This is a genomic window from Aeromonas sp. S8(2024), from assembly GCF_041403085.1.
GTDB lineage: Bacteria > Pseudomonadota > Gammaproteobacteria > Enterobacterales > Aeromonadaceae > Aeromonas > Aeromonas dhakensis.
The window spans coordinates 255,269-281,165 of sequence record NZ_JBGLRF010000003.1; the positions used below are offsets into that span (position 1 = coordinate 255,269).

Sequence of the window (25,897 nt, forward strand, 5' to 3'; positions counted from 1 at the left end):
TTTTCTTGGCGAAAAAAGTATCAACTACCCATTGTGCGATGAGGATAAAGCGGGGTAATCTTCAGCCACAACAAGATTCGAACGTTACCTTTATTGCCTGCAACAGGCCCGGGGATCAGTTCGACGCCCGAGAGGCAGTTCGACGAGAGTTCGGCGAGAGGAAGCTCGCATCACGACACAACCGTTCAGGCGAGGTATCGCAAATGGCGAAGTACCAGTTTTTCTCTATCCCGGCCTCCAACCGGCAGCAGTACACCTTTATCGACATGGCCTCCCCCACCTTCCTGCCCGAGAAAGAGGCGCTGCTGGCGCAGGGGTTCGAGGTGGAAGAGGATTTCATCGACGCGGCCAACCCGCGCGAGGCGGTGGAGAAGTATGGCTCCAACTTCCTCTACGTGGCCGATGAGCTAGGCAAATCGGACGCCGGTTACGCCGCGGCCGTCGCCGTGCAGGGGCTCGGCAAGACACTGCGGGGGCAGCGCCAAGAAAGTTGAGTAAATTGAGCAGATAGACGAAATGCGGCCATCAGCAAGCTGCCGATGGCCGCAGCAATATGGTTCAACAGCAGGCGAGCTGGCGGAGCATCTCGATCAACTCCTCCTCGCTGCTGGGCTCATAAGCCAGCGTCATGCTCGGCGCCGCCCCTCCCATCAGCATGTAAACGTGCGTGCTGCAGTGGTCATAGTGATACCACTTACCGTCGATACAGACGTCGGTATAACATCTCGGGTCCCTTTCAAGTTCCATACATCCATCCTTCTGTTACCTACTACCCACATCCTTTTTCGACCGTAAAGTAACCAGAGCGTTACAAACTTGATGCAGATCAAGCCAGGTTGCCGACGCCACCATTTCTCGGTAAAAGAGCCCCGAAAGGCGCTTCTTCTGCCTCAGCGATGGTCATATGCTGCTCGTTAAGTTCTCAGTCAGCCACGCCCGCCACAATGTGAGCTGGGGCAGCGGATCCTACGCAGCCCCTCAGGCGCCCTTCACCCCATGGCGGGGCCCGGCGACAGCCAGCGCCTGGCGCCACACGACCAGGCCCGCAGAGGAGGTATAGATGAGCCACTCCCACATAGATCTGAACCTGTTTCGCATCTTCGATCGCGTCATGACCGAGAAGGGGGTATCGGCCGCGGCCGCCAGCCTGGAGATGACCCCCGCCGCCATCAGTCAGGCCATTCGCAGGCTCAGCGATCTCATCGGCGAGCCCCTGTTTCGCCGCGATGGCCGCGGGATCATCCCCACCAGCCGTGCCCTAGCCCTGCACCGGGAGATCCGCACCGCCCTGCACACCATGGAGCGCTCCCTGCTGCTCAATCAGGCGTTCGATCCCCTCACCAGCCAGCGCATCTTTCGCATCGCCAGCCACCCGGACCTCGATCTCCTGCTGTTGCCGGCGCTGCTCGCCCATCTGGCCAGGGTGGCGCCCCACTGCCGGGTGGAGTCGGTGCCCGGCATGTTTGAAGAGCACCTGCGTCAGCAGGCGCTGCGCCTTCGCAACATCGACCTGGTGCTGGCCAGCACGGCGCTGGAAGAGACCGGCTTTTGCAACGAATCCCTGCTGACCCTGGAGCTCAGGGTGGCCTGTCGCGCCGATCATCCGCGCATCGGGGAAAGCCTCGACTTCGAGACCTTCTTTGCCGAGGAGCACGTGGTCTGGGATGTGCGCCGCAAGGACGACTGGGTCATCCGCAGCCTCAGTGACCAGGCCCTGCCTCCCCGCAAGATTGCCTATGAGAGCAACGCCCTGCTCACCGCCCTCTCCCTGGTCAGCCAGACCGAGTGGCTCTGCGTGGTCAGCCAGTGGCATATCGAACAGGTGCGCGATACCCTGCGGCTCAAGGATTTTCCGCTGCCCTGGGCCTCCAGCCACTGCCCCGTCTACATCAGCTGGCACCAGGCGCAGGGCCGGGATCCCGCCCTCCAGTGGTTTATCCGCCAACTGCACCTGATTGCCGCAAGCTGACCCTCCTCATTTAACCACCGCTTAACTGTCGTTTATTGCCGGCTGCCATGATTGTTGCGGCCGGCTTGACTACTCTGGTGCCGACCCCGTTGCCGTGCCCTCGGCGCAATGCCGCAACGCCCGACTAACCAATCGATGCTGACCATGTTCATGGGACATGTCGTCAGGGGCATCTCTCGCCCAACGTTTCACTCCGGGTCCGGATAGCGCCAGCCATGGCTGGCGTCATCTCGGCTACCCGTCACTCACCCTGTTTATTACTGGGAGGCATCAGAGTCTGACTACACTTGGTCCTGCCTGCCCACCACAATCTGGAGAAAGACAGATGAAGCTCAAGTTCTCGACGCACACCATTGTCACCCTATGCCTCTGTGGCTCCCTGCTGTTGCAGCCGGCCTGGGCCGTCATCAACCCCAAGCCAGCCAGCGAATTTACCATCCAGGCCAACCAGAATGTGCTGCACACCCTGCCATTCAACGACAAGCAGGATTTCGAGGACGCCCGGCGCGGCTTCATCGCCAAACCGGATACCCTCACCATCAAGGATGAGCAGGGCAACGTGGTGTGGGATCTGGAGCAATACAAGACCTACATCGGCCTGGACAAGACGGCGCCGGATACCGTCAACCCGAGCCTGTGGCGCAATGCCCAGCTGAACATGGAGTACGGGCTGTTCAAGGTGACCGACAAGATTTACCAGATCCGCGGCTTCGATCTCTCCAACATCACCTTCATCCAGGGTGACAAGGGATGGATCGTCTTCGACCCGCTGATCTCGCCGCAGACCGCCAAGGCGGCCCTCGCCTTCATCAACAAGACCCTGGGCGAGCGGCCGGTCACTGCCGTGGTCTACAGCCACTCCCACGTGGATCACTACGGCGGGGCCGCCGGCCTCTTCAACTCGCCGGACGAGGTGAAAAAGAACGGGGTTCAGATCATCGCCCCCGAAGGGTTCACCGAGCATGCGGTCTCGGAAAACGTCATCGCCGGCAACGCCATGGCCCGCCGCGCCGTCTACATGTATGGCGCCCTGCTGCCGCGCAATGCCCAGGGAGGCGTGAATGGCGGCCTGGGGCAGACTACCTCCACCGGCGTGCCCTCCCTGCTGCTGCCGACCCGTTTCATCACCAAGAGCGGGGAAGAGGTTACCCTGGACGGCGTGCGGATGGTCTTCCAGATGACCCCGGGCACCGAAGCGCCGGCCGAGATGAACACCTGGTTCCCGGAGAGCAAGGCGCTCTGGATGGCCGAGAACACCACCAACACCATGCACAACATCCTCACCCTGCGCGGCGCCCAGGTACGTGATGCCCTCAAGTGGTCCAGCTACCTCAACGAGACCATCGAGACCTGGGGCGACCAGGCCCAGGTCAAGTTCCAGAGCCATCACTGGCCGCGCTGGGGCAATGCCAGCATCGTCGACTACTTCAAGAAGCAGCGGGATCTCTACAAGTACATCCACGACCAGTCGGTGCGGCTGATGAACATGGGCTACACGGGTGAGGAGATTTCAGAGAAGATTGCCCTGCCCCCCGAGCTCAACGACTTCTGGCCGAACCGCGGTTACTACGGCACCCTGCGCCACAACAGCCGGGCCGTCTATCAGCGCTACATGGGCTGGTACTCCGGCAACCCCTCCGATCTGGACAACCTGCCACCCGAGATGGTCGGTCCCAAATACGTCGAGTTCATGGGCGGTGAGCAGGCGCTGCTGAAGAAAGCCAAGGCGTCGTTCGACAAGGGGGAATATCGCTGGGTCGCGGAAGTGCTCAAGCACCTGGTGTTCGCCAACCCGAACAATCAGGAGGGCAAGCTGCTGCTGGCCGATGCGCTCGAGCAGCTGGGCTATCAGGCCGAGTCCGGCCCATGGCGCTCCGTCTATCTGCAGGGGGCCTATGAGCTGCGCAACGGCGTGCCCACCGCTGGCGGTACCGTCACCGCCTCGCCGGACACCATTCGCGCCATGAGCCCCAGCATGCTGTTCGACTATCTGGCGGTGCGGATCAATCCGGAGAAAGCGGCCGGCAAGAAGATGGTCATCAACATGGACTTCACCGACATCGGGGAGAAACACACCCTGAGCCTGGAGAACGCCGTGCTCAACCACACCACCCACTATGCCGCCAAGCCGGATGTCACCCTCACCCTGAGCAAGCAGACCCTGGACGACATCCAGCTGGGTCAGGGCACGCTGGAGCAGAAGATCGCCAGCGGCGAGATCAAGGTTCAGGGGAACCAACAGACCTTCAGCGACTTCGTCGGCCTGCTCGACAAGTTCAACTTCTGGTTCAACATAGTGACCCCATGATGCGACGCACCCTGCGCGTGTGCATGACCCTGCTCTGCCTCATCCCCGGGATGGGGCAGACCTGCGGTTATGACGCACTCTACCCCAATCCGTTTGAACAGAGCTGGCCCGGCGCACTCGACGTTGCCATGGCGACCGCGGCAGCGGTCAATGATGACAGGGTGGCCCGTCTGCCTAGCCTCACCGGCGAGGCGGGGTTTGCCCGCAGCCAGGCCTGGCTGCAGACCCTGAAGAGCCGCTTCCAGCAGGCCGGCGTCAGGGGCGGCGTCTCCATCCTGCTGGTCGATTCCGGGCTCTGGTCGAGGCTGCGTGGCAAGGAGTCACTGCTGCTCCAGCTCCATACTGCCGGCCCGCACCCCAAGGATCGGATGATGCTGCTAAGCGAGGCGGCCCTCGACGCCCTGCTGGCCGGCACCCTCACCATAGAGGAGGCGCTGCAGCTGGGAGTGGTTGCCTTGCCGGGCGAGGAGGGCCGGCAATTGCAGCACGACTTGCACCTGGCTCTGGGCTCATGACCGTTCAGATATGAAAAAAGGGAGGCATCTGCCTCCCTTTTCTTTGCTGCCATCGGGGCAACGAACCAGCACGGGCGCTTATTCGTCTTCCAGATAGGCGTAGCCTTGCAGACCCAGCTCCAGTTCTTCGAGCAGGGCCTTGCGAGCCGCGTCGTCCAATGCCGGGTGGGAAACGATCCGCTGGTAGTTCTCGCGAATGACGGACGGGTCGATGTTGACGTAACGCAGCAGCTGGTCGACGGTGTCACCGCGTACCACGTTGCGAATGTCCATCTTGCCTTCCTCGTCCAGCCACACTTCCGCGCAGTGGGTGTCACCGAACAGGTTGTGCAGGTCGCCGAGGATCTCCTGATAGGCACCCACCAGGAAGAAGCCGACGTGGCACTCTTCATTTTCACCGTAGACCGGCATCGGCAGGGTACTTTCCACACCCAGACCGTCGACGTAGTGCTCGACCTGACCGTCGGAGTCACAGGTGATGTCCATCAGGATGCCGCGGCGGGTGAGCGGACGCTCGAGGCCGGCCAGCGGCATCACCGGGAACACCTGACCGATACCCCAGGCATCCGGCAGGGACTGGAACAGGGAGAAGTTGGCAAAGCACTTGTCAGCCAGTTTCTCGGAGAGCTCGTCAGCCAGCGCGCGGTGGTTGCGGTTGACCGGATTGAGCATCTCTTTGAGCGCCAGACAGGTGTTCTGGTGCAGCATCTCGGCCCAGGCACGCTGTTCAAGATTGAGCAGGCCCATGGTGTACTGGGTATTGACGTCACCCAGGTCTGCCACCGAGTCGTGGAAGATCTCCAGCAGGGAGGGATCTTCGCCGCGCAGGTCCAGCCACCCTTTCCACATGTTCTGCAGAATGGTGGGCGCATCTTCGTCCGGCGCGCTGATGTCGTTCATCTCCACCCCTTCGGCACCAATGATGTTGGTGACCAGCACGGCGTGGTGAGCGGTCAGGGCACGGCCGGACTCGCTGATGATGGTCGGGTGCGGCAGGTCGAACTCGCGGCACACGTCGCCGATGCCCCACACCACGTTGTTGGCGTACTCGGAGAGGCTGTAGTTGGCGGAGCAGTGGCTCTGGGAACGGGTTCCCTCGTAGTCCACGCCCAGGCCGCCACCCACGTCAACCACTTCGATGTTGGCACCGAGGCGACGCAGTTCGGCGTAGAAACGGCCGCACTCGCGGATACCGCCCTGGATGTCGCGGATGTTGGCGATCTGGGAACCCAGGTGGAAGTGCAGCAGCTGCAGGCAGTCCAGCTTGCCCAGGCCACGCAGACGCTCGATCAGCGCCAGGATCTGGGAGGCGGACAGACCGAATTTGGACATGGAGCCGCCGCTCGATTCCCACATGCCGGAGCCGGTGGAAGCGAGCTTGGCACGCACCCCGATGTTGGGCTTGATGTTGAGGCGAGCTGACTCGTCCAGCACCATTTCCAGCTCGGAGGGCTTCTCCACCACGATGTAGACCTTGTGGCCCATCAGGTTGCCCAAGAGGGCGTGGCGGATATATTCGCGGTCTTTGTAACCGTTGCAGACGATCACCGAGCCTTGCTCATGGTGATGGGACAGCACGGCCAGCAGTTCCGGTTTGGAACCAGCTTCCAGGCCAAGCCGGGGCTTGTCGCTGTAGGACTGGCTGATGGTCTCGATGACGCGACGCTGCTGGTTTACCTTGATCGGGTAAACGCACAGGTAGTCCCCTTCATAGCCTGACTTCTCGATGGCCTGACCGAAGGCGTTGAACAACGCATCGACCCGGCTCTTGAGGATGTCGGGGAAACGCAGCAGTACCGGAGTGGTCAGCCCGGATTGACGCAGTTGTTCGATGGCATCGGAGAGCACGATCTGTGCGTCAGGGCGTGACTTGTCGGGAGCGACGGTCACATGACCGGCGTCATTGATGTTGAAAAAACCCGCACCCCAGTAGGGAACGTTGTAGACCTTCAAGGAGTCCTTGCTGGACCAGTTAGTCATGGGCTATGCCTCGCAAATGAGCGGCCGGTGGCCGCCTTCGTTACCCTCAATCACATCCAGACCATCGATGAGCAGGTGCGGCGCGCCGAAGCGGCCTGCGGGCGAGCAAGGCAAGACGTCCGGCACCGGGCGCTGACGCCGCGGGTTGACCTGAACGTTCACCTGTCGCCACCTCCCTGGTTCATCGCGGCAAGCCTAGGCTGCCTGGTGGATCTTGGGGAAGTAACGAGTCTTGATGTGGGGCTGGTGGCTTTACATCAAGCTCAACGGTATGCGGTGCTGCAACCAGCGCCGCGGTACTTTGATGACAAACGACATCAGCCACGTCGTTCGTTCATCATTCGGCAGCCGTCACGACAGCAGGGGAGGGTTTCAAGGAAGAGATGCGAAGGCGTCAGCACGCAAGCGTGTTGATAGACGACAACAACCACAGCCAGCTCACCGCCAGTGACCGCCCATGACAAGGGAAGATGATGAGCCGATGGCTCACTCGGTCAGCCGGAAAATGAGAGTCCGTTGTTCTCCCTGATACCGGAGCCTAACCGGTATTAAAGAAACCATACCCTAGCAGTGTCTGTCGTTTCTGCGTGCCTCGCCCTATAGGCGTATGATCCTGCGGGAGTCTGGCGGCCTCTGCCTGCTCAGGGTTGCCCTTGGATCGGCGCGGAGTGTACACACTTACCGCCAGCGGTGACAATAAAAAATAGTGTTCAAAAACAGCTTTTCATAAGGCGATCAAATCTTGTCGCCAGCGGGCCTGGCAAGCGGGGGGAGAAGTCCCGCCACGTGCCCTTTTTCACCCTGAAAATAACCCCGTCTTGCCCGTCCTCGCCCCTCCCCCGCCACCAAGGGCATTGACGGAAAACTGAGTCCCATCACAAGCAGCTTAAAAATGCGCTTGATGGACCATTTTATGCTGTCATTGATATCAACAACCACAGCCTGAACCACCTTACACCTTTCCAACCCGATCTTCGCCAAAAAATGTGGCAAAAACTGAGCTGACGCAAAAAGCCCCGCCGCCAGATTGGCCACAATGACCCTCCACCACAGGTTTGAGGCTTGCCAATGGATACCTTGCTTGAGCGTTTTCTGCGTTACGTGACTTTTCATACCCGCTCCGATGCGACCAATCCCGTCTGTCCCAGCAGCGAGGGACAGTTGGTCTTCGCCCGCGCCCTCTGTGACGAAATGACGCAGATGGGGCTGAGCCAGGTCACCCTGGACGAGCACGGCTACCTCACCGCCTGCCTGCCGGGCAACCAGCCGGACGCGCCGGCCATCGGCCTCATCGCCCACATGGATACCGCTGACTACGAGGCCGAGCAGGTGGTGCCCCAGATCATCGAAAACTATCAGGGTGGGGACATCTGCCTGGGCAAGGGTGACGAGGTGCTGGCCATTCGCGACTACCGTTTCCTGAAAAACTACCTGGGACAGGATCTCATCACCACCGACGGCACCACCCTGCTGGGGGCTGATGACAAGGCGGGCATCGCCGAGATCCTCACCGCCATCGACCACCTGCTGGCCCACCCCGAGATCCCCCGTGGCGATGTCTGGGTCGGTTTTACCCCGGACGAGGAGATAGGCCGCGGCGCCGACCGCTTCCCGCTGGACCGCTTCCCGGCCCGCTGGGCCTACACGGTGGACGGCGGCGAGCTCGGTGAGCTCGAGTACGAGAACTTCAACGCCGCCGGCGCCACCGTGCGCTTTATCGGCAACAACGTGCACCCCGGTACCGCCAAGGGCTGCATGATCAACAGCCAGACCCTGGCCGCCCGCTTCCACGCCGCCATGCCCGCCGAGCAGACCCCGGAGTGCACCGACGGCTATCAGGGCTTCTTCCACCTGGCCCAGATGAACGGCACAGTGGAGGAGACCTGCCTGCACTACATCATCCGCGACTTCGACGACGAGGGTTTTGCCGCCCGCAAGGCCCAGCTCAAGGAGCGGGTCGCCTCGTTGCAGTTGGAGGCCCCCAAAGCGCGCATCGAGCTCACCCTGACCGACAGCTATCGCAACATGCGCAGCCAGATCGAGCCGCACATGCACATAGTCGAGCTGGCCAAGGCCGCCATGCTGGCCGCCGACGTGGCGCCAAAGATAAAACCCATTCGCGGCGGTACCGACGGCGCCCGGCTCTCCTTCATGGGGCTGCCTTGTCCCAACATCTTTACCGGTGGCCACAACTTCCACGGCAAGCACGAATTCATCCCGCTGCAATCCATGGAAAAAGCGGTCGCCACCCTGGTGGAGCTGGTGCGCCTGACTTCGGCCTGGCGCGACTAAACCGGCCATCGTCACCGCCATGACCAAAGCATGACCAAAGAGGGGAGCCGGTTAACCGGCTCCCCTCTTTGCCATCAAACTGTCATCCCGCTGCCATGGGGCGGGAACAAAAGGGCGTCACGCTAGGGCAACGACTCATCGGAGCCCAGCCCATGTTCAGTGTCGATGACCTGCTACAACAACACCTGCCCCGCCTGTCGGCCAACGATCTGCTGCGCCCCCTGCTCCGACAAGGGCTGCGCTGGCTGCTGCACGAGCAGGCGTTTCAACGCTTCGCCGCATGCCACCCCCATCTGCGCGGACTCGACTTCGTCGAGCAGGCGCTGACCGAGCTCGACTTCGACTACCGGGTGAGCGAGGCCCAGCTCGAGCACATTCCGGCCAGCGGCCGGGTCATCATAGTCGCCAACCACCCCATCGGCTCCCTCGACGGGCTTGCCCTGCTGCGCCTGCTCGGCCGCATCCGGCCGGACGTCAAGATAGTGGCCAACCAGTTGCTGGCCCAGCTGACGCCGCTGCGCCCCCTGCTGCTGCCGGTGGACAACCTGGGGGGCAAGACAGACAGGCGCGCCATCCTGGCGATGGGGGAACACCTGGCGGGAGAAGGGGCGCTGGTGATCTTTCCCGCCGGCGAGGTGTCGCGCCTCGGCCCCAAGGGGGTCAAGGACGGCCCCTGGCAATCAGGCTTCATCAAGCTGGCCCAGCGCACCCGCACCCCGCTGGTGCCGATCCACCTGGATGGGTGCAATGGACTCTCCTTCTATCTCGCCGCCTGGCTCAACAACGACTGGGCGGGGCTGTTGCTGGTCAAGCAGCTGTTTCGCCAGCAGGGGAAGCGCATCGCCATCACCATAGGTGCCCGCATTCCGGTGAGCGGGGTGCAGGAGCTGCCCGCCAAGAGCGCGGCCCGACTGGTGCGCAGCCACCTCTATCGCATCGGGCGTGGCAAGCGGGGCTTGCTGGCCACCGAAGCCCCCATCGCCCTGCCGGAGGAGCGCCGCCAGCTCAAGCAGGCCATCGAATCCTGCGAGGCCCTCGGCCACACCCCGGACGGCCAGGGGATCTACCTCTACCGACGCCACGAGCTGAGTCACTCGGTGATCCTGCGCGAGCTGGGGCGCCTGCGGGAGATCGCCTTTCGGGCGGTGGGGGAAGGCTCCGGCAAGCGGCGGGATCTCGATGCCTTCGACGATGACTACCACCACCTCATTCTCTGGGATCCGGCCCGGCTCGAGATCATCGGTGCCTACCGTTTCGCGCCAGTGGCCGAGTTGCTGGCCAGCAAGGGGCTAGGCGGCCTCTACAGCCACACCCTGTTCGGCTTTGAAGAGAAGTTGCTGCCCAGGCTGGAGCTTGCCATCGAGCTTGGCCGCAGCTTCATCCAGCCCGCCTACTGGGGCAAACGGGGGCTCGATTACCTCTGGTTTGGCATCGGCGCCTATCTGGCCCGCTATCCCGACTACCGCTACCTGTTCGGCCCGGTGTCGCTCTCCGGCAGCCTGCCGGCGGCGGCCAAGGATCTGCTGGTGAGCTTCTACCGCCAGCACTTTGCCCCCGAGCTCGCGCTCGCCCCCTCGCGCCGCCCCTACCCGGCCACACCGCTCCTGTTTGCCGGGCTGGATTACGGCGCCGATCTCAAGGAGCTCAAGGCCCGCCTCGACAATCTGGGCTGCGCCATTCCCACCCTCTACAAGCAGTACTCCGAGCTGTGCGAGCCGGGCGGCGTGCAGTTCATGGATTTTGGAATCGACCCCGACTTCAACCACTGCATCGACGGCCTGGTGTGGGTGGATGTGAGCCGCCTCAAGCCCCACAAGCGGGCCCGCTATATCGGCCTCCCCGCCGAAGATAAGCCGGGCACAGCTGCCGACCGTTGAGCGGACGCCACAACGAGAGAGGGAGGCCTGCGCCTCCCTCTCTTTGTCATTGATGCTGCGGTTTACTCTGCAGTCGGTTTGCGATCGGCGTGGCCCAGATCGCGCTCTGGGGCGATGAGATCGCGCACCCGTTGCTTGATCTCCTTGGCCTCGGGGAAGCCCTCGTCCGCCACTCGATCCCACACCTGCACCCCGTCCACCAGGATGCGAAACTCCCCCTTGCTGGCCGGCACCAGCGCCACCTCCCCCAGCTCGCTGTCGAAGGTGGAGAGCAGCTCCTGGGCCAGCCAGGCGGCGCGCAGCATCCAGCGGCAGAGGGTGCAGTAGCGGATCTCGATGCGGGGTTTGGGGGTGGACAAGGTCGCCTTACTCATGTGGTCACTCCATCAATGGCGGCAATAAAAAAGAGGCTCACTGGGTGACCCCGTGGAAGTCGGCCAGCCAGTGGCGGGCAATGGTGCGCATGGTCGACTGCGGCAGGTCGAACAGACCGGGGGCCAGCGGCTGCAACGCCAGCTGGCGCACCCCTTCGATGATCTCCGCCAGCACCAGGTAGACATATTCGCCGATGACGGCGCCGTGGACGAAGTTGACCGCCTCACCCCGGTTGAGCAGGAAGATGGTGCTGCCGTCGGGGCGGGTCAGCGCCAGCACGTGGGGGCACACCTCTTCGCTCGGCCAGGGCAGTTGGGAGAGACAGAACGCAAACTCGTCGTCCGCCGAGGTGACCGAGGCAACCATGGTGCCGGGGCGCAACCGCTGCAGATCCGCCAGGTCCAGCGCGCCGTTGCCGGTGGAGCAGATCACCAGCTCGGCCCGGCTGAGGGCCTCGGCCTTGCCCACCAGCTTGAAGCCGTGGGAGAGCGCCTCCACCTGGCGCAGCACGTCGGTCTCCACCAGCTCCAGATGCAGGTTGCGGCACCTGAGCTCGCGGGCGATGCTGCGCCCCACCTTGCCGTAGCCAAACAGGGCGGCCTGGCAGACATTGAAGGTGCGGTTGAGGGTGCGGGCCAGGGATTCGGCGGAGTAGACCACGCTCAGGCCGATCTGGATATCCTCGGCCTGCTTGAGAGGGCTGCGCGCCACCGAGATGACCGGAGTAGACAGCACCTCCTGCTCATAGCGCTGATGGCCGTTCTCGGTCATCTCCACCACCCCGAGGAAACGGGGGCCGAAATACTCGCTGAGGGTGGCCTGGGTTCTGGCGAAATAGCCGCCGATATCGAGAATGATCAGCCGCTCATGGGGCGCCACCAGCGGGGCTATGTGCTCTATCACCCCCTGCGGGGTATTGGTCCACTGGCGGTTGAGGGGCAGCACCGGATAGTGCTGTTGGGCCCAGGTCAGGGTCGGTCCGTGAACTGACTTGGGTTTGGGCAGGATGGCGCCGATCCGCCCGATCTGATCGAGGGCCTGGATAAACTGGGGGCGATCGGGAAGCAGATGGGTAACCAGCAGGATGCAGAGACCGTCGAGACGTCCCTGCTCGGTGAAATGGCGAAAAAACAGATGCTCAGATCCTTGACTGCGCAACTGTGGCCTCCTTAGCGCGCCGCAAACAAGCAGGCAAACAGAACCCGGTCAGACCGGGTTCTGTGTGTGTCCAGATAATTGAAAATCCTTTTTATCTGAAACCACTATGGGGCTCAATCTTTATCTGTACAGACTATGACGAAGTCGGCAACTTTTGGGTTAATTGCCTGTTTTTTATGCTAAAAATCAGTAAAGAGAGGCCTCTGGCCACACCTTCCACAGACTCAGACCCGCCCCTACGCCCGCCAGCAGGATCAGCAGGGCCCAGCGCTGGAACCAGGGTTTGTTGCGCAGTGCCCACTCCAGCAGCGGCAGCAGCCAGACCGGCAGCAAGACCAGCAGCGGCACTTCCACGTATTGCCAGGCGAGCATCTGCATAAAGGCCAGCGCCAACCCGAGCGCCGCAGGCGCCACCTGGCTGCCGGCAAAGGCCCCGAGCAGAGCACGGAAACCGGCGAAGGCCGCCAGCGCACCGGCCAGCTGGGCAATCAGCAGGCTGCCGTCGATGCCGATCACCAGTGCCAGCCAGATGAAGCCGAGGGCAAAGCCGAGCCCCTCGCGGCTGTCACCGCGCAGTCCGGTCCATCCCAGCCAGCCAATGGCAGGCAGCAACGCCAGCCAGATGGCGGGCTCGCTTGCCAGCACCGAGGCCAGCCCCTGCCACCACACCAGTGCCCCGAGCGCGGCAAACAGCACAAGCGCGGCCCGCTGGTCGGCCAGCTGCGCCGCCAGGGCAGGCACCAACAGGGTGAGTGGCAGCCATTGCCACGCTTTGACCGGCAGCCCGTAGGCACCGCCCAGCAAGCAGCCCACCAGCCAGAGCGCCAGGGCGCCCCACAGGTATCCCAGCCGCGGCCAGCGCCACGACAGCAAAGCGGCCCCCAAAGGAGCCGCCAGGGTTTGAAACAGGAGTGCCGCGCCCATTACTTGCGCACACCTTCGACAAACAGTGCGATGGTCATCTCGTCCGGAATGTTCGGCACCATGTAGTTCACGCCAAAGTCGCTGCGCTTGATGGTGGTGGTGGCGTTGAAGCCGCTGCGGTAGCCACCCCAGGGATCCTTGCCTTCACCGATGTGAACCAGATCGAAGGCCACTTCCTTGGACACGCCGTGCAGGGTCAGGGTGCCTTTCAGCACGCCCTTATCCTTGGTGCCCTCGTAGCCGGAGCTGACGAAAGTCATCTTGGGATACTGCTTCACGTCCAGGAAATCGGGGCTGCGCAGGTGTTTGTCGCGTGGCTCGTGGTTGGAGTCAACGCTGGCGGCATCGATCTCGAAGCTCGCCTTGGCCGCAGCCGGGTTGGCATCGTCCATGCTGAAGGTGCCGCTGAAGGTGTTGAAACGACCCACCAGCTCGGAGAAGCCGAGGTGTCCCACCTTGAATTGCACCGTGGTATGCGCCGCATCCACATCGTAATCGGCTGCCATCAGAGGCGCCGCCATAAACAGGCAGGAGGCCAGCAGGGCCTTGGTCATCTTCATCCGTTCGTTCCTTCATATTGGGGGTTCACAACAACAGCCAAGATGCTAACCTCCATACCGGACATAGATAATCAGCGATTTATTAAAATAATTATCAACTGAGAGTGAAAGATGGACCAGATAGCCGCCATGCGCACCTTCATCAAGGTGGTGGAGTGTCAGAGTTTTACCAAGGCCGCCAACCAGCTCGGCATCTCGGTCGCCATGACCTCCAAGCTGATGCAGCAGCTGGAGGAGTCGCTCTCCACCCGGCTGCTGTCGCGCACCACCCGCCAGGTCAACCCCACCGAGGCGGGCCAGTTCTACTACCAGCGCTCCCAGGCGCTGCTGGCGGAGCTCGAAGAGACCCACAGCCAGCTGACCCGCAACAACCAGCAGCCCCAGGGCACCCTCAAGCTGTCGGTGCCGATGGATTTTGGCTACCTGCACCTCTCCCCCGCCCTGCCGCTGTTTCGTGAACGCTACCCGGATCTGAAGCTGGAGATAGAGTACAGCGACCGGCGGGTGGCGCTGGTGGAAGAGGGGTTCGATCTGGCGCTGCGCATCGGCAACCTGCCGGACTCCTCCCTGGTGGCCAAACCGCTGGCCATGATGCGGCTAGAGGTGTGCGCCAGCCCGGGCTACCTGGCCCGTCGGGGCACGCCGAACAGCCCGGAGGATCTCAAGCAGCACGACTGCCTGCTCTATACCCTGACCCAGCCTGACTGGGTATTTAAACGGGATGGCGAGCAGCTGAGCGTGCGCCCGCAGGGGCCGCTGCGGGCCAACAACGGGGTGGCCCTGACCCGGGCTGCCTGCGACGATCAGGGCATCATCTTGCAGCCCACCTTCATCGTCGGCGATGCGCTGCGCTCCGGTGCCCTGGTGTCACTGCTGCCGGAGTGGGAGAAGGGGCAGGTGGGGCTCTATGCCCTCTATCCGCATCGCCGCTTCGTCTCGGCCAAGGTGCGCTGTTTCATCGAGTTCGTGCAGGAGCGTTATCTCGCCCCCCACTACTGGGATCGCAAGGCTTAAGTTTTGCCGCGGTGACAGAATAGCTATGAGGCGGCACTCTCGGCAGGCAGCGGCAACTCGGCCACCAGCAGTACGTCGTGCAGGTTCAGCTGCCAGCGCGGCAGCCGCTGGCGCAGGGTCGCCAGCTGCTCATCGCCGAGGGCATAGGGCAGCCTGATGTGCAGGCAGTGGCAATCGAGCATGCCGGCAAGTTGCAGGATCAGGATGAGGTTGGCCTCGTCGGTCTTGTGCTTGTTGATGCGCTTGGCCAGTTCGTGGCGAAAGTGGGTCTCCGGATCCTGGGTCATCGCCTGCCAGCCATAGCCAAACAGCGGAATGAAGGCGCTGACGATGCCAAGGGCGGTGAGCGGCTGCTTGGGCGGGTGATAGAGGGCGTTGAGATCCAGCTCGATGGGCGTTAGATGCAGCTCACGATTGCCGGACAAAATATTATTACTCATTGGATAACCCTCTTGATTCCACTAGACTTCGCCGCATATTTGACCTGACATGCCAACGAGGTGCTGATGCTAAGCGATATCGAGATCTCCCGCCAGTCCCCCCGCCTCTCCATTCACGCGCTGGCCGAGCGCCTCGCCATCCCTTCGCACCAGCTGAGCCCATACGGCCACTACAAGGGCAAACTCAGCCTCGAGCTGCTCAAGTCGCTCCCCAAACCGACGGGCAAGCTGGTGCTGGTGAGCGCCATCACCCCCACCCCGCTTGGCGAGGGCAAGACAGTGACCACCCTGGGCCTCTCCATGGGGCTCAACCACATCGGCCAGCCCAGCATCGCCACCATCCGCCAACCGAGCCTCGGGCCAGTGTTCGGGGTCAAGGGGGGCGCCGCCGGTGGTGGTCACGCCCAGGTGGTGCCGATGGAGGAGATGAACCTGCACCTCACCGGTGACTTTCACGCCCTCACCGCCGCCCACAATCTGGCGGCGGCGGCCCTCGATGCCCGCCTGTTCCATGAGCGCAAACTCGGTGACCAGTTCAGCGCCAGAACCGGCCTGCCTCGGCTCGATATCGATGCAGACCACATCCTCTGGCCGCGCACCCTCGACATGAACGACCGCGCCCTGCGCCACCTCACCATCGGCCAGGGGGGCGCCGCCGACGGCGTCGAGCGAGCGGATCGCTTCGTCATCACCGCCGCCTCCGAGCTGATGGCCATTCTGGCGCTGGCGAGCGATCTGAACGATCTGCGTGCGCGCATCGGCCGCATCCAGCTGGCCCGCGACCTGCACGGCAAACCCATCACCGCCGAGCAGCTGGAAGTGGCGGGCGCCATGACGGTGCTGCTCAAGGAGGCCCTGCAGCCGACCCTGATGCAGACCACGGAGCAGACCCCGGTGCTGGTGCACGCCGGCCCCTTTGCCAACATCGCCCACGGCAACTCCTCGGTGATCGCCGATCGCATGGCCCTCGGCCTCACCGATTACGTGGTGACCGAGGCAGGCTTTGGCTCTGACATGGGGCTGGAGAAGTTCTTCAATATCAAGAGCCGCCAATCCGGCATCGTACCGGCCTGCGTGGTGCTGGTGGCGACGGTGCGCGGCCTCAAGGCCAACAGCGGCCTGCTCGACATCCGCCCGGGCCAGCCGCTGCCCCAAAGCCTGCTGGGCGAGGATCTGCCGACCCTGACGCAGGGCTGCGCCAACCTCGGCTGGCACATCGCCAACGCCCGCCGCTACGGCATACCCGTGGTGGTCGCCATCAACCGCTTCCCCACCGACAGCGAGGCGGAGCTGGCCTTGCTGGCCCGCGAGGCGATGCGAGCCGGCGCTTCTGGCTGTGCCATCTCCCACGCCTTTACCCAGGGCGGGGCCGGTGCCGGCGAGCTGGCCCAAGCCGTAGTAACCGCCTGTGAGCAGCCAGGCAAGGTCAAGCTGCTCTACCCCGACGAGGCGAGTCTGGACGCCAAACTGGCCACTTTGGTGGAGTGCGGCTATGGCGGGCGTGGCGTGCAGCTCTCTGAGCGCGCGCGCCGCCAGCTGGCGCAACTCTCTGCCGAGGGGTGGGGCCACCTGCCGGTCTGCGTGGCCAAAACGCCGCTCTCCATCAGCCATGACCCGGCCCTCAAGGGGGTGCCGACCGACTTCGAGGTGCCCATCGAGGAGGTAAAGCTCTGCGCCGGCGCCGGCTTCGTCTATGCCCTGGCGGGCCCCATCATGACCATGCCGGGCCTTGGCAGCCTGCCGGCCTACCGTCATATCGATATCGACGAGCACGGCGATATCGTCGGCCTGAGCTAAATGGCCGGATAAAGGGTCTGGCGCCGGCCGATGACGCTGAGCTCATCGACCCTGCGATCAAAACGCCTGCCAGAAACAACAAGGCCCCGTCACTGGACGGGGCCTTTTGCTATCTGCCAAACGCTCTTAGAGGGTAAAACGCTGGGTCATATGGTGCAGCGTATTGGCCAGCTTGCTCAGCTCGACACAGGCCTGGGCGGTCTGTTGGGCCCCCAGGGCGTTCTCGTCGGCCGCATTGTGGATGTTGACGATGCTGCGGTTGAGCTCCTCGGTCACCGCGTTCTGCTCCTCGGTGGCGGTGGCGATCAGGGTGTTCATGTCGGTGATCTGGGTGACGGCACCATTGATGGTGTCGATGCTGCTACCCGCTTCCCGGGCCAGCCCCACGCTCTCCTGCATCTGCTGGCGACTCAGCTGCATGGCGCTACCTGCCTCGGCGGTGCGCTCCTGCAACACTTCGATCATCTTGCTGATCTCGGCGGTGGAGTTCTGGGTACGCTGGGCCAGGGAGCGCACTTCATCGGCTACGACCGCAAAGCCGCGCCCCTGTTCACCGGCGCGCGCCGCCTCGATGGCCGCGTTGAGGGCCAGCAGGTTGGTCTGCTCGGCAATGCCGCGAATGACATCAAGCACCATGCTGATGTTGGTGCTGTCCTGCTCCAGCTGCTGCACCACGGCGCCCGCCTGCTCAATCTTGACCGACACCTCCTCGATGCTGCTGATGGCGCTGCGCACCACCTGGTTGCCCTGGGTCGAGGTGCGGGAGGCATCCTTGGCGGCGCTCATGGCGTCCGTGGTGTTGCGGGCTACCTCGTTGACGGTGGACTGCATCTCGTTCATGGCGGTGGCGACCTGGGAGACCTCGCTCTGCTGGCGAGCCATGCCGGTGGCGGACTGCTCGGAGATGGCACTCACCTCCTCCACTGCGCTGCTGAGCTGACTAACGGAGCCGGCGATTTCACTCACCAGATCCGCCAGCGAACCCTGCATGCGGTCGATGGCGGCGCCGAGCTGACCCAGCTCGTCACGCTTGAAGCGATTGCCGCGGATCCACTCCTGCAACTCGCTCTTGCCGAGATCACCGCTCGCGATGCGCTGGGCCTGACGGGCCAGCATCACCAGCGGATCGCGGATCTGGCGGGTTAGCACGGTGGAGAGCGCCCCCGCCAGCAGCAGACCCAGTACCAGCGCCACTATGATGCTCAGCTTGGCGCTGTCAAACGCAGCCACCACCTGGGCACGGGAGCCCACTGAGTAGCCGTGGTTGATGCGGATCAGATCCCCCACCGACTTGGCCAGGTTGGTGTAGAGGGTGATCCCCTCGCTCATGAACAGCTGCTGGGCCTCGGCCAGCTGGCCGCCATCCTGCATCTGCCGGATGCGCTGGTGCAGGGCCACGTACTTGTCCCAGTCCTGCTTGACGATGTCGAAGGTGCGCCGCTCTTCCACGTCTTCCGCCCAGATGGTGGCATCGTGCGCCTTGACCTGCCGGGCGACCTCTTGCAGGGTCTGCTCGCCAAGGTCGCGATAGTGGGCTTTCTGCTGCGGGTCGGCCGCCACCAGAAACACATCCAGTTCATAGCGGCGCAGGGTATTGATGGTCTCGCCCAGGGTGCTGGTGCGCACCACGGCGGGCAAGATGCTGTCGGTAAAGCCGATGGCGGCCCGGTTCATGTTGCCAAACTGCAGCAGCGAGAAGCCGCCGATAAAGGCCATCATCAGGCCGAGCATGGCAAAACCCGCGGTGAGTTTCTTGCCGATGGTCATGGTACTGGTATTCATGGCATGTCCTGGATATGAGTGAACAGATAACGCTCGTCTGAACCGTACGCATACGGCCCGCGGTCACCGCCTCCATGGCGGCTCATCCAGCCTTGATGAATCTATGTCCTTGCATGAACGAGGCGACATTTTTTACAAGATGCCCGGCTGAGCGCAGGTCTCTTATCAACAGACCCACCCGGCCAAGAGAGCAGCCAAAGCTCTGGCACCTTGAAGACTTGAACGCACTCCCGAAAGATGCGCACAAGCCATAACGGGATATATCGACCGGGGATGTCCATCCCTTGAGGAAAATTGTCGGTGCGACCATCCGACAGCCAGCGGGCCGTCAGGGGCAGTGAAAAAAGAGGGGAAAGCGAGGAGACGTGCCGCAGTGGCGACACATCTCCTGGCAGATCAGCCTTTCAGACCGGCCAGAAACTCGGCGCGGGTATCGGGCTGGGTCTTGAAGACGCCACCCAGGGAGGTGGTGGTGGTGTAGGAGGTGGAGTCCATCACGCCGCGGGCCTTCACGCAGAAGTGGGTCGCCTTGATGCTGATGGCCACGTCCTTGGTGCCGAGCAGGGTCTGCAGCGCCAGCAGGATCTGCTGGGTCAGGCGCTCCTGCACCTGAGGACGGCGGGCAAAGAACTGCACGATGCGGTTGATCTTGGAGAGCCCGATCACCTTGCCGCGGGGGATATAGGCCACGTGGGCCAGCCCGTCGATGGTGACGAAGTGGTGCTCGCAGGTGCTGGTGAGGCTGATGTCCCGCACCATGATCATCTCGTCCACCTTCATCTTGTTCTCGATCACCGTCACCTTGGGGAAGGTGGCGTAATCGAGGCCGGAGAAGATTTCGTTCACGTACATCTTGGCGATGCGGTGCGGTGTCTCCGCCAGACTGTCATCGGCCAGATCCAGCCCCAGCGTCTCCATGATGGCGCGCATGTGGCCCTCGATCTTCTCCCGCTTCTGCTGGCCGTCCAGGGTATTGGCCACCAGAGGTGTTTCGAGGCCCTCGGCCTCGAGGGCGGCCCTGACCAACAGGGCTTCCCGACTTAAGCTCGTCATCTTGTTCCTCTCCCACGCTCAGGGACTATGATGGCCGCCTCGCTATGACGGCACTCGGTTGTGGCGCAATAGTAGACGGCGATTATTGTCATAATTCAAGCTAACTCAAGCCCGTTCCCTGACTTTATGCCAATCTGGCGGCTTTTACTTCGCCGGCGCTACCCATACGGGGGGAGGCGCGCTGCCCGGTCGCTGCCTATCTGTACAGCCAAACGGTTTTATCCTGCTGCAACCTGCCCATCGGCATGGATTTTTGGGATAATCCGCCCTTCACACCCCCTCCATCACACAATGAGGTCATGACATGGGATTTGATACCAGCGGACTACTCCCCCTGAGCGACGCCCTGCAGGGCATGCTGGCACAGCTTGACGGCTGCTGCGACAGCGAACAGTTGCCCTTGCCGCAGGCCCTTGGCCGGGTACTCGCCGCGGATATCGCCTCCCCCCTCAGCGTGCCCCCGTTCGACAACTCCGCCATGGACGGTTATGCGGTGCGGCTGGCTGATCTCGCCAACGGTGCCCCCCTCATCATGGCGGGCAAGGCCTTCGCCGGTCAGCCCTACCCGGGTGAGTGGCCCGCCGGCCACTGCGTGCGCATCATGACCGGCGCCCCGGTGCCGGCCGGGACGGATGCGGTGGTGATGCAGGAAGAAACCCAGGCCGACGGCGACAGGATCACCTTTCTGACCACCCCGGTGCCCGGCCAGAACATTCGCCGCCGCGGCGAAGACATCCGCGAGGGCGCCAGCGTGCTCGCTGCCGGTACTCGCCTCACCGCCCGGGAGATGCCGCTGCTGGCCTCCCTCGGCATTGCCACCGTGTCGGTGCGCCGACCGCTGAAAGTGGCCATCTTCAGTACCGGTGATGAACTCAAACCGGTCGGTACCCCGCTTGCCCACGGCGACATCTACGACTCCAACCGCTACGGCGTGCGGGCCATGCTGGATCGCATGGGCTGCGATTGCCTCGACCTTGGCATCATCCCAGACGATCCGGCTCAGCTGCGCGCAGCCTTCCTGAAGGCCGATCGCGAGGCCGACGCCCTCATCACCACCGGCGGCGTCTCGGTGGGGGAAGCGGACTTCACCAAACAGCTGCTGGAGGAGCTCGGCGAGATCGGCTTCTGGAAGCTGGCCATCAAGCCGGGCAAGCCGTTTGCCTTCGGTCGCCTGCCCCACGCCTGGTTCTTCGGCCTGCCGGGCAACCCGGTCTCGGCCATGGTCACCTTCGACCAGCTGGTGCAACCGGCGCTGGCCAAGCTGGCGGGTCAGCGTTTCGAGCGCCCGCTCCAGCTGCAAGCCACTGCCGCAGAGCCGCTCAAGAAGGCGCCGGGCCGGCTCGACTTCCAGCGCGGCATCCTGACTCAGGGGCCAAACGGCCTGGAGGTGCGAAGCACCGGCTCGCAGGACTCCGCCGTGTTCAGCTCCCTGTCGCGGGCCAACTGCTACATAGTCCTGGAGCGCGAGCGGGGCCGGGTCGCCACAGGGGAAACCGTCACCGTCGAACCGTTCGGGGGATTGCTGCTGTGAGTGAGATCCTGAGCGACGCCGAGCTCTTGCGTTACAACCGCCAGATCATCCTCAAATCCTTCGATTTCGAGGGGCAGGAGGCGCTCAAGCAGGCTCACGTGCTGGTGATCGGCGCCGGTGGCCTTGGCTGCGCCGCCAGCCAGTATCTGGCGGTGGCCGGGGTCGGCCGGCTCACCCTGGTCGATTTCGACAAGGTGGAGCTCTCCAACCTACAGCGCCAGGTGCTGCACAACGATGAGCGCATCGGCCACGACAAGGTGGACTCCGCCGCCCACTCCCTGCGCGCCCTCACCCCCTGGCTTGAGGTGGAGACCCACACCGCCGTGGCCGACGAGGCGCTGCTCGATGCCCTGTTGCCACGCCACCAGCTGGTATTGGATTGCACCGACAACCTGGCCATTCGCAACCTGCTCAACCAAAAGGCCCGCCAGCACGGCGTGCCGCTGGTCAGCGGCGCCGCCATCCGGCTGGAGGGCCAGATCTGCAGCTTCACCTGGCAGCAGGATGAACCCTGCTACGCCTGCCTCAGCGCCCTGTTTGGCGAGCAGGCGCTCACCTGCGTCGAGGCGGGGGTGCTGGCACCTGTGGTGGGTCTGGTGGGCAGCCTGCAGGCGCTCGAAGCCATCAAACTCTTGGTAGGGATGGGCCGCAGTTACAGCGGCCGCCTGCTGATGATCGACGGCCTTGGCGGCACCTTTCGCGAAATGAAGCTGCCCAAGCGCCCCGACTGCCCGGTCTGCTCGCACGGGTGAACCATCCCAGCGAGCCTTTGCACCAACAAAAAAGCCGACCCTGGGGTCGGCTTTTTTTATCTGCCACTGTTCTCCATCACTTCATCAATGGGTAGAGAGGATCCGCTGCAACAGATGATTGAAGCCGGAGGGATCTTCCGCCGGCCAGGCGTGGTGGCCATTGGGGGTGTGAATGGTGGCGTTGGGCAGAGAGGCGAACTGCTCCACCCGTTTGGCGAGCGGCAGATAGTCGTGGCTGGTGGAGATGATGGCCACCGGCTGCCAGATGTTGCCAAGCCGGGCGCGCACCGACCAGCCTGGCAGCGCTTCCAGCAGCGCCTTGTAGGTTTTTTTCTTGTTGCGCACGAAACGCAGCCGGAAGGTATGGCGCACCTGGGCAAGGTCGGGGCCGGGAAAAAGCTCACGACCTAGCCACCAGGCGAGCGGCCGCAGGCCGAACCAGCGCAGCCACTTGAGCCGCTGGGCAAAGCGCTCCTGCTCTTTCGGTGTCTCCAGCAGAAATTCGCTGCAGCCGTTGACCAGCACCAGCCCTTGCACCTTGTGTGGCAGCTGCAACGCCAGCTCCAGCGCCACCATGGCCCCCAAGGAGAGCCCCACCACCCAGGCGGGCTCAGGCTGTTCATCGAGCCAGTTCACCACGTCCGCCGCCAGGGTCGCCACGTCGAACGGCCCCTCCTGCATGCTCTGGCCGTGGCCGCGCAGATCCAGCGCCACCACCCGGTAGTGTTCGGAAAAGCGTTCGATCTGCGCCTGCCAGTCGAGGCTGGAGGAGCCCAGCCCGTGCAGCAGCAACAGCAAGGGGCCCTCCCCCGCGCTGCGCAGGGCAAGACCGTTGGATTTCATCACCTGATTGCGGCGCATCAGTTCATTGCCTCTCGACTCATCCGCTGAACCATCCTGATTTTCTGCCTCTTCTGCAATCCGCTCAACCCTCGCTGACCAGGCTCACCGCCTTGATGTAGGCGTAGATCTGCTGGTTCGGGGCGAGCGCCAGCCGTCTGGCGGAGCGGCTGGTGATCCGGGCCAGCAGTATCTGCTGACCCAGCGCCAACTGCAACAGGGTCTGACCGGGGCGCACTTCGCGTTCGGCCAACAATCGGGTGGTGAGACAGTTGGAGAGGCTGGAGTGTTCGATGGGGGCGGTGGCAATCACCACGTCCCGCCCGGCCACCTTGATCTGCAGGGGGCCACCGTCGTCCGGCACCTGGGTCATGGTGACCCGCAACTGCTGCTCGCCGAGCTGCAGGGTCGCCATCTGCTCGTCGTCATCGTAGTGAGAGAGGGTCGCCGCCAGCATCACCCCGGCATCGTCGCGACTGGCGAGCGACAGATCGGTGCGGGCAAAGATCTCGCTCGGCCGGCCTTGTGCCTCCACCCGGCCATCCGCCAGCAGCACCAGCTGATCGCAGAGCAGGCTCACCTCCTCCATGGCGTGGCTGACGAAGATCATCGGAATGCCGCTCTCCTGCTGCAAACCCTTGAGCACGTGGGCCTGATGGATGCGGCTGCGTCTGTCCAGCGCAGAGAAAGGTTCATCGAGCAGCAGCAGATCGGGCTCGGCCAACAAGGCCCGGGCCAGTGCCACCCGCTGGCGCTGGCCGCCGGAGAGGCCGTGAGCCGGCTGGGGCAGCAGTTCGGCAAAGCCGAGCCGGGTCGCCAGCGCCTCGGGTTGCCAGCGCCCTCGCCCCTTGCGGGCCGCCAGTTGCAGGTTGCCGAGCACGCTCAGATGGGGGAAGAGGCGCGAATCCTGAAACACCAGCCCGATGCGGCGCGCCTCGGGCAGCAGATCGCTCAGCCCCCTGCCCTGCCAGTTCAACGTGTCGTCCGGTGCACGGTCCAGCCCGGCGATGATGCGCAGCAGGCTGCTCTTGCCGCAGCCGGAGGGGCCGAACAGACCGAGGATCCCCCCAAGCTCCAGGGCCAGTTCACAGTCGAGGGTAAAGGCGCCAAACGCCCGCCTCGCCTTGAGATGCAGCGGTTTCGCCTTGCCGGTGTCGCTCATCCGAACAGCCTCCGTTGCCGGCGCTGCAGTACGCCGTACACCAGCACCAGCATCACCAGCGAGAAGCCCATCAGGCCGCCCGCCAGCAGGTGGGCGTTTTGATAGTCCATCGTCTCCACGTGATCAAACAGGGCGATGGAGAGCACCTGGGTCTCACCCGGGATGTTGCCGCCAATCATCAGCACCACCCCGAACTCCCCCAGGGTGTGGGCAAAGCCGAGCGCCGCCGCCATCACGAAGCTGGGCAGCGTCATCGGCAAGATGATGTGAAAGAAGCGCTCCACCGGGCCGAGCCCCAGGGTGGCGGCGGCCTCCAGCTCCTTGTTGCCCATGTTGACGAAGGCGGAGGTGAGCGGCTGCACCACGAAGGGGAGAGAGTAGAGGATGGAGGCGAGCAGCAGACCGGTAAAACTGAAGGCAAGCGGCGCGCCGAAGGTGTCGCGCCACCAGGCGCCCAGGCCATAGGAGGGGGAGAAGGCCAGCAGCAGATAGAAGCCGAGCACCGTCGGCGGCAGCACTAGCGGCAGCGCCACCAGGGCCTCCACCACGGGTCTGAGCCTGTGCTGGCTGCGCGACAGCCACCAGGCCAACGGCGGCGAGAGCAGCAACAGGATGGCGGTAGTGCTGGCTGCCAGCCTCAGGGTGAGCCAGACCGCCAGCAGATCCCCTTCACTCATCGGACGCGCTCCCAACGCCAGATCCAGCACCAGACACATCGATTGAGCCGCATTTCCAGATGAATTCAGGCAACGGCATGGTGTGCATCCTTATCGCAAGAGTGGGCCGACCCGAGGGCCGGCCACTCATCAGGCAGGTGTGTTGTTGCGCCATCACTGGGGCAGCGCATAACCCGCCGCCTTGATCTCTGCCTGACCCGGCCCCTTGAGCCAGGCCACCAGCGCCTCGACCGCCTCCCCTTTCTTCAATACCAGCCCCTGCTGTTCAATGGGCGGATAGAAGTCGGCCGGCACGGCCCAGGCTTCACCGGTCTTGCCCGCTTCCACCAGGTTGGCCCAGGCGACGAAGCCCAGCTCGGCGTTGCCGGTGTCGACGAACTGCCAGGTCTGGCCGATGTTGGTGCCGGTCAGCAGGCGGTACTGCTTGGGATCGATCTTGAGATGATCGAGAGTCGCCATGGCGGCAGTGCCGTAGGGCGCGGTCTTCGGGTTGGCGATGGCGAGGTTGCCCTTCCAGCCGCGCAGGGTTGCCTCGTCAGGAGCAGGCCCCCCCTTCTGCCACAGACCCAGCTGGCCGATGGCGTAGGTGAAACGTTTGCTGCCCTTGCCCTCCTGCTCCAGCTTCTGCGGGGTTTTCACATCGGCGGAGAGGAAGAGATCGAACGGGGCGCCGTGGCTGATCTGGGTGTAGAGCACCCCGGTCGCTGCGGAGGAGATGGCCAGGGTGTGGCCGGTCTTGGCGGTGAACGCCTTGCCGATACGCTCTATGGTGCCCTTGAAGTTGGCGGCCACAGCCACCTTGACCTCGTCGGCCTGCACGGCACCTGCCTGCAGCGCACTGGCGCAGACCCCGGCGATGACAACGGATAACAGCGGTTTCATTCCTTTACC

Annotated in this window: 24 protein-coding genes; 10 read left to right on the forward strand and 14 right to left on the reverse strand. The window is 63.5% G+C overall.

All coding sequences use genetic code 11. The features are described from left to right. Nucleotides 1–203: 203 nt before the first annotated feature. Nucleotides 204–494 (forward strand): hypothetical protein, encoded by a 291-nt coding sequence (locus ACB031_RS10040; protein WP_021469165.1) that lies wholly within the window; start codon nucleotides 204–206, stop codon nucleotides 492–494. Between the two features lie 64 nt (nucleotides 495–558). Here the strand turns inward: ACB031_RS10040 and ACB031_RS10045 are convergent, their stop codons facing one another. Next, nucleotides 559–747, reverse strand: a complete 189-nt coding sequence (locus tag ACB031_RS10045) for a hypothetical protein (protein ID WP_371139483.1) — start codon at nucleotides 745–747, stop codon at nucleotides 559–561. A gap of 313 nt (nucleotides 748–1,060) precedes the next feature. Here ACB031_RS10045 and ACB031_RS10050 point away from each other — a divergent pair, with 313 nt between their 5' ends. The 3 genes from ACB031_RS10050 to ACB031_RS10060 all read left to right on the forward strand — a co-directional run bounded on the left by ACB031_RS10050 (nucleotide 1,061) and on the right by ACB031_RS10060 (nucleotide 4,792). Further along, nucleotides 1,061–1,969 (forward strand): LysR substrate-binding domain-containing protein, encoded by a 909-nt coding sequence (locus ACB031_RS10050; protein WP_371139484.1) that lies wholly within the window; start codon nucleotides 1,061–1,063, stop codon nucleotides 1,967–1,969. A gap of 325 nt (nucleotides 1,970–2,294) precedes the next feature. Continuing rightward, the gene (locus ACB031_RS10055; RefSeq protein WP_371139485.1) at nucleotides 2,295–4,277 is read left to right on the forward strand and encodes an alkyl/aryl-sulfatase; all 1,983 of its coding nucleotides are present in this window, start codon (nucleotides 2,295–2,297) and stop codon (nucleotides 4,275–4,277) included. After that, entirely contained in the window at nucleotides 4,274–4,792 is a 519-nt protein-coding gene (locus ACB031_RS10060; protein WP_371139486.1) for a hypothetical protein, read from the forward strand. The genes ACB031_RS10055 and ACB031_RS10060 overlap by 4 nt, the downstream gene beginning before the upstream one ends. A gap of 78 nt (nucleotides 4,793–4,870) precedes the next feature. Here ACB031_RS10060 and speA read toward each other — a convergent pair whose 3' ends face one another. Beyond that, nucleotides 4,871–6,772 (reverse strand): biosynthetic arginine decarboxylase, encoded by a 1,902-nt coding sequence (gene speA, locus ACB031_RS10065; RefSeq protein ID WP_005299427.1) that lies wholly within the window; start codon nucleotides 6,770–6,772, stop codon nucleotides 4,871–4,873. Nucleotides 6,773–7,507: 735 nt separating this feature from the next. Continuing rightward, nucleotides 7,508–7,807 carry a hypothetical protein gene (locus ACB031_RS10070; RefSeq protein WP_371139487.1) on the reverse strand — a complete coding sequence of 100 codons (300 nt, stop codon included), beginning with the start codon at nucleotides 7,805–7,807 and terminating at the stop codon, nucleotides 7,508–7,510. A gap of 33 nt (nucleotides 7,808–7,840) precedes the next feature. Here ACB031_RS10070 and pepT point away from each other — a divergent pair, with 33 nt between their 5' ends. Further along, on the forward strand, nucleotides 7,841–9,064 hold the full coding sequence (pepT, locus tag ACB031_RS10075; protein WP_371139488.1) for a peptidase T: 1,224 nt from the start codon (nucleotides 7,841–7,843) through the stop codon (nucleotides 9,062–9,064). Between the two features lie 152 nt (nucleotides 9,065–9,216). Further along, nucleotides 9,217–10,941, forward strand: coding sequence for a lysophospholipid acyltransferase family protein (locus tag ACB031_RS10080; protein WP_371139489.1), 1,725 nt, complete (start codon nucleotides 9,217–9,219; stop codon nucleotides 10,939–10,941). A 62-nt stretch (nucleotides 10,942–11,003) separates the two neighbouring features. On the opposite strand, the gene ACB031_RS10085 is transcribed toward ACB031_RS10080, so the two are convergent. From ACB031_RS10085 to ACB031_RS10100, 4 genes are all read right to left on the reverse strand, one after another. Continuing rightward, a complete protein-coding gene (locus ACB031_RS10085) occupies nucleotides 11,004–11,315 on the reverse strand; it encodes a SelT/SelW/SelH family protein (RefSeq protein WP_371139490.1) in 312 nt (103 codons plus the stop codon). Between the two features lie 37 nt (nucleotides 11,316–11,352). Beyond that, the gene (locus tag ACB031_RS10090; RefSeq protein ID WP_005299415.1) at nucleotides 11,353–12,474 is read right to left on the reverse strand and encodes an adenosylhomocysteinase; all 1,122 of its coding nucleotides are present in this window, start codon (nucleotides 12,472–12,474) and stop codon (nucleotides 11,353–11,355) included. A gap of 186 nt (nucleotides 12,475–12,660) precedes the next feature. Further along, nucleotides 12,661–13,398: a hypothetical protein gene (locus tag ACB031_RS10095; RefSeq protein WP_010634426.1), complete on the reverse strand. Its 738-nt coding sequence runs from the start codon at nucleotides 13,396–13,398 to the stop codon at nucleotides 12,661–12,663. Further along, nucleotides 13,398–13,958 carry a YceI family protein gene (locus tag ACB031_RS10100; RefSeq protein ID WP_010634427.1) on the reverse strand — a complete coding sequence of 187 codons (561 nt, stop codon included), beginning with the start codon at nucleotides 13,956–13,958 and terminating at the stop codon, nucleotides 13,398–13,400. Before ACB031_RS10100 ends, ACB031_RS10095 begins: the two co-directional genes overlap by 1 nt. A gap of 111 nt (nucleotides 13,959–14,069) precedes the next feature. Between ACB031_RS10100 and ACB031_RS10105 the strand changes: the two genes are divergently transcribed. Then, complete coding sequence (locus ACB031_RS10105; RefSeq protein ID WP_010634428.1) at nucleotides 14,070–14,972, forward strand: LysR family transcriptional regulator; 903 nt, start codon at nucleotides 14,070–14,072, stop codon at nucleotides 14,970–14,972. A gap of 23 nt (nucleotides 14,973–14,995) precedes the next feature. On the opposite strand, the gene ACB031_RS10110 is transcribed toward ACB031_RS10105, so the two are convergent. After that, nucleotides 14,996–15,412, reverse strand: coding sequence for a hypothetical protein (locus ACB031_RS10110; protein ID WP_017766037.1), 417 nt, complete (start codon nucleotides 15,410–15,412; stop codon nucleotides 14,996–14,998). Nucleotides 15,413–15,478: 66 nt separating this feature from the next. Here ACB031_RS10110 and ACB031_RS10115 point away from each other — a divergent pair, with 66 nt between their 5' ends. Further along, nucleotides 15,479–17,209, forward strand: coding sequence for a formate--tetrahydrofolate ligase (locus ACB031_RS10115; protein WP_371139491.1), 1,731 nt, complete (start codon nucleotides 15,479–15,481; stop codon nucleotides 17,207–17,209). 126 nt (nucleotides 17,210–17,335) lie between these two features. On the opposite strand, the gene ACB031_RS10120 is transcribed toward ACB031_RS10115, so the two are convergent. Both ACB031_RS10120 and folE read right to left on the reverse strand, forming a co-directional pair. Beyond that, nucleotides 17,336–18,991, reverse strand: a complete 1,656-nt coding sequence (locus tag ACB031_RS10120; RefSeq protein ID WP_371139492.1) for a methyl-accepting chemotaxis protein — start codon at nucleotides 18,989–18,991, stop codon at nucleotides 17,336–17,338. A gap of 396 nt (nucleotides 18,992–19,387) precedes the next feature. Continuing rightward, entirely contained in the window at nucleotides 19,388–20,044 is a 657-nt protein-coding gene (folE, locus tag ACB031_RS10125; protein ID WP_005299391.1) for a GTP cyclohydrolase I FolE, read from the reverse strand. Between the two features lie 304 nt (nucleotides 20,045–20,348). On the opposite strand from folE, the gene moeA reads away from it, so the two are divergent. Both moeA and moeB read left to right on the forward strand, forming a co-directional pair. Then, nucleotides 20,349–21,575, forward strand: a complete 1,227-nt coding sequence (moeA, locus tag ACB031_RS10130; protein WP_371139493.1) for a molybdopterin molybdotransferase MoeA — start codon at nucleotides 20,349–20,351, stop codon at nucleotides 21,573–21,575. Then, entirely contained in the window at nucleotides 21,572–22,327 is a 756-nt protein-coding gene (gene moeB / locus ACB031_RS10135; protein ID WP_371139494.1) for a molybdopterin-synthase adenylyltransferase MoeB, read from the forward strand. Before moeA ends, moeB begins: the two co-directional genes overlap by 4 nt. An 84-nt stretch (nucleotides 22,328–22,411) precedes the next feature. Here the strand turns inward: moeB and ACB031_RS10140 are convergent, their stop codons facing one another. The 4 genes from ACB031_RS10140 to modA all read right to left on the reverse strand — a co-directional run bounded on the left by ACB031_RS10140 (nucleotide 22,412) and on the right by modA (nucleotide 25,888). Further along, nucleotides 22,412–23,188, reverse strand: a complete 777-nt coding sequence (locus ACB031_RS10140) for an alpha/beta fold hydrolase (RefSeq protein ID WP_017766042.1) — start codon at nucleotides 23,186–23,188, stop codon at nucleotides 22,412–22,414. A 64-nt stretch (nucleotides 23,189–23,252) separates the two neighbouring features. Then, a complete protein-coding gene (gene modC / locus ACB031_RS10145; RefSeq protein ID WP_371139495.1) occupies nucleotides 23,253–24,329 on the reverse strand; it encodes a molybdenum ABC transporter ATP-binding protein in 1,077 nt (358 codons plus the stop codon). Next, nucleotides 24,326–25,006, reverse strand: a complete 681-nt coding sequence (gene modB, locus ACB031_RS10150) for a molybdate ABC transporter permease subunit (protein WP_016350259.1) — start codon at nucleotides 25,004–25,006, stop codon at nucleotides 24,326–24,328. The genes modC and modB overlap by 4 nt, the downstream gene beginning before the upstream one ends. Before the next feature lie 153 nt (nucleotides 25,007–25,159). After that, nucleotides 25,160–25,888, reverse strand: coding sequence for a molybdate ABC transporter substrate-binding protein (modA, locus tag ACB031_RS10155; protein ID WP_371139496.1), 729 nt, complete (start codon nucleotides 25,886–25,888; stop codon nucleotides 25,160–25,162). Nucleotides 25,889–25,897: the final 9 nt, after the last annotated feature.

Bases quoted from the DNA above. Each gene is read 5' to 3' on its own strand.
- ACB031_RS10040 (WP_021469165.1), top strand. From the start codon at position 204: ATGGCGAAGTACCAGTTTTTCTCTATCCCGGCCTCCAACCGGCAGCAG.
- ACB031_RS10045 (WP_371139483.1), bottom strand. From the start codon at position 747: ATGGAACTTGAAAGGGACCCGAGATGTTATACCGACGTCTGTATCGAC.
- ACB031_RS10050 (WP_371139484.1), top strand. From the start codon at position 1,061: ATGAGCCACTCCCACATAGATCTGAACCTGTTTCGCATCTTCGATCGC.
- ACB031_RS10055 (WP_371139485.1), top strand. From the start codon at position 2,295: ATGAAGCTCAAGTTCTCGACGCACACCATTGTCACCCTATGCCTCTGT.
- ACB031_RS10060 (WP_371139486.1), top strand. From the start codon at position 4,274: ATGATGCGACGCACCCTGCGCGTGTGCATGACCCTGCTCTGCCTCATC.
- speA (WP_005299427.1), bottom strand. From the start codon at position 6,772: ATGACTAACTGGTCCAGCAAGGACTCCTTGAAGGTCTACAACGTTCCC.
- pepT (WP_371139488.1), top strand. From the start codon at position 7,841: ATGGATACCTTGCTTGAGCGTTTTCTGCGTTACGTGACTTTTCATACC.
- ACB031_RS10080 (WP_371139489.1), top strand. From the start codon at position 9,217: ATGTTCAGTGTCGATGACCTGCTACAACAACACCTGCCCCGCCTGTCG.
- ACB031_RS10085 (WP_371139490.1), bottom strand. From the start codon at position 11,315: ATGAGTAAGGCGACCTTGTCCACCCCCAAACCCCGCATCGAGATCCGC.
- ACB031_RS10095 (WP_010634426.1), bottom strand. From the start codon at position 13,398: ATGGGCGCGGCACTCCTGTTTCAAACCCTGGCGGCTCCTTTGGGGGCC.
- ACB031_RS10100 (WP_010634427.1), bottom strand. From the start codon at position 13,958: ATGAAGATGACCAAGGCCCTGCTGGCCTCCTGCCTGTTTATGGCGGCG.
- ACB031_RS10105 (WP_010634428.1), top strand. From the start codon at position 14,070: ATGGACCAGATAGCCGCCATGCGCACCTTCATCAAGGTGGTGGAGTGT.
- ACB031_RS10110 (WP_017766037.1), bottom strand. From the start codon at position 15,412: ATGAGTAATAATATTTTGTCCGGCAATCGTGAGCTGCATCTAACGCCC.
- ACB031_RS10115 (WP_371139491.1), top strand. From the start codon at position 15,479: ATGCTAAGCGATATCGAGATCTCCCGCCAGTCCCCCCGCCTCTCCATT.
- ACB031_RS10120 (WP_371139492.1), bottom strand. From the start codon at position 18,991: ATGAATACCAGTACCATGACCATCGGCAAGAAACTCACCGCGGGTTTT.
- folE (WP_005299391.1), bottom strand. From the start codon at position 20,044: ATGACGAGCTTAAGTCGGGAAGCCCTGTTGGTCAGGGCCGCCCTCGAG.
- moeA (WP_371139493.1), top strand. From the start codon at position 20,349: ATGGGATTTGATACCAGCGGACTACTCCCCCTGAGCGACGCCCTGCAG.
- ACB031_RS10140 (WP_017766042.1), bottom strand. From the start codon at position 23,188: ATGCGCCGCAATCAGGTGATGAAATCCAACGGTCTTGCCCTGCGCAGC.
- modC (WP_371139495.1), bottom strand. From the start codon at position 24,329: ATGAGCGACACCGGCAAGGCGAAACCGCTGCATCTCAAGGCGAGGCGG.
- modB (WP_016350259.1), bottom strand. From the start codon at position 25,006: ATGAGTGAAGGGGATCTGCTGGCGGTCTGGCTCACCCTGAGGCTGGCA.
- modA (WP_371139496.1), bottom strand. From the start codon at position 25,888: ATGAAACCGCTGTTATCCGTTGTCATCGCCGGGGTCTGCGCCAGTGCG.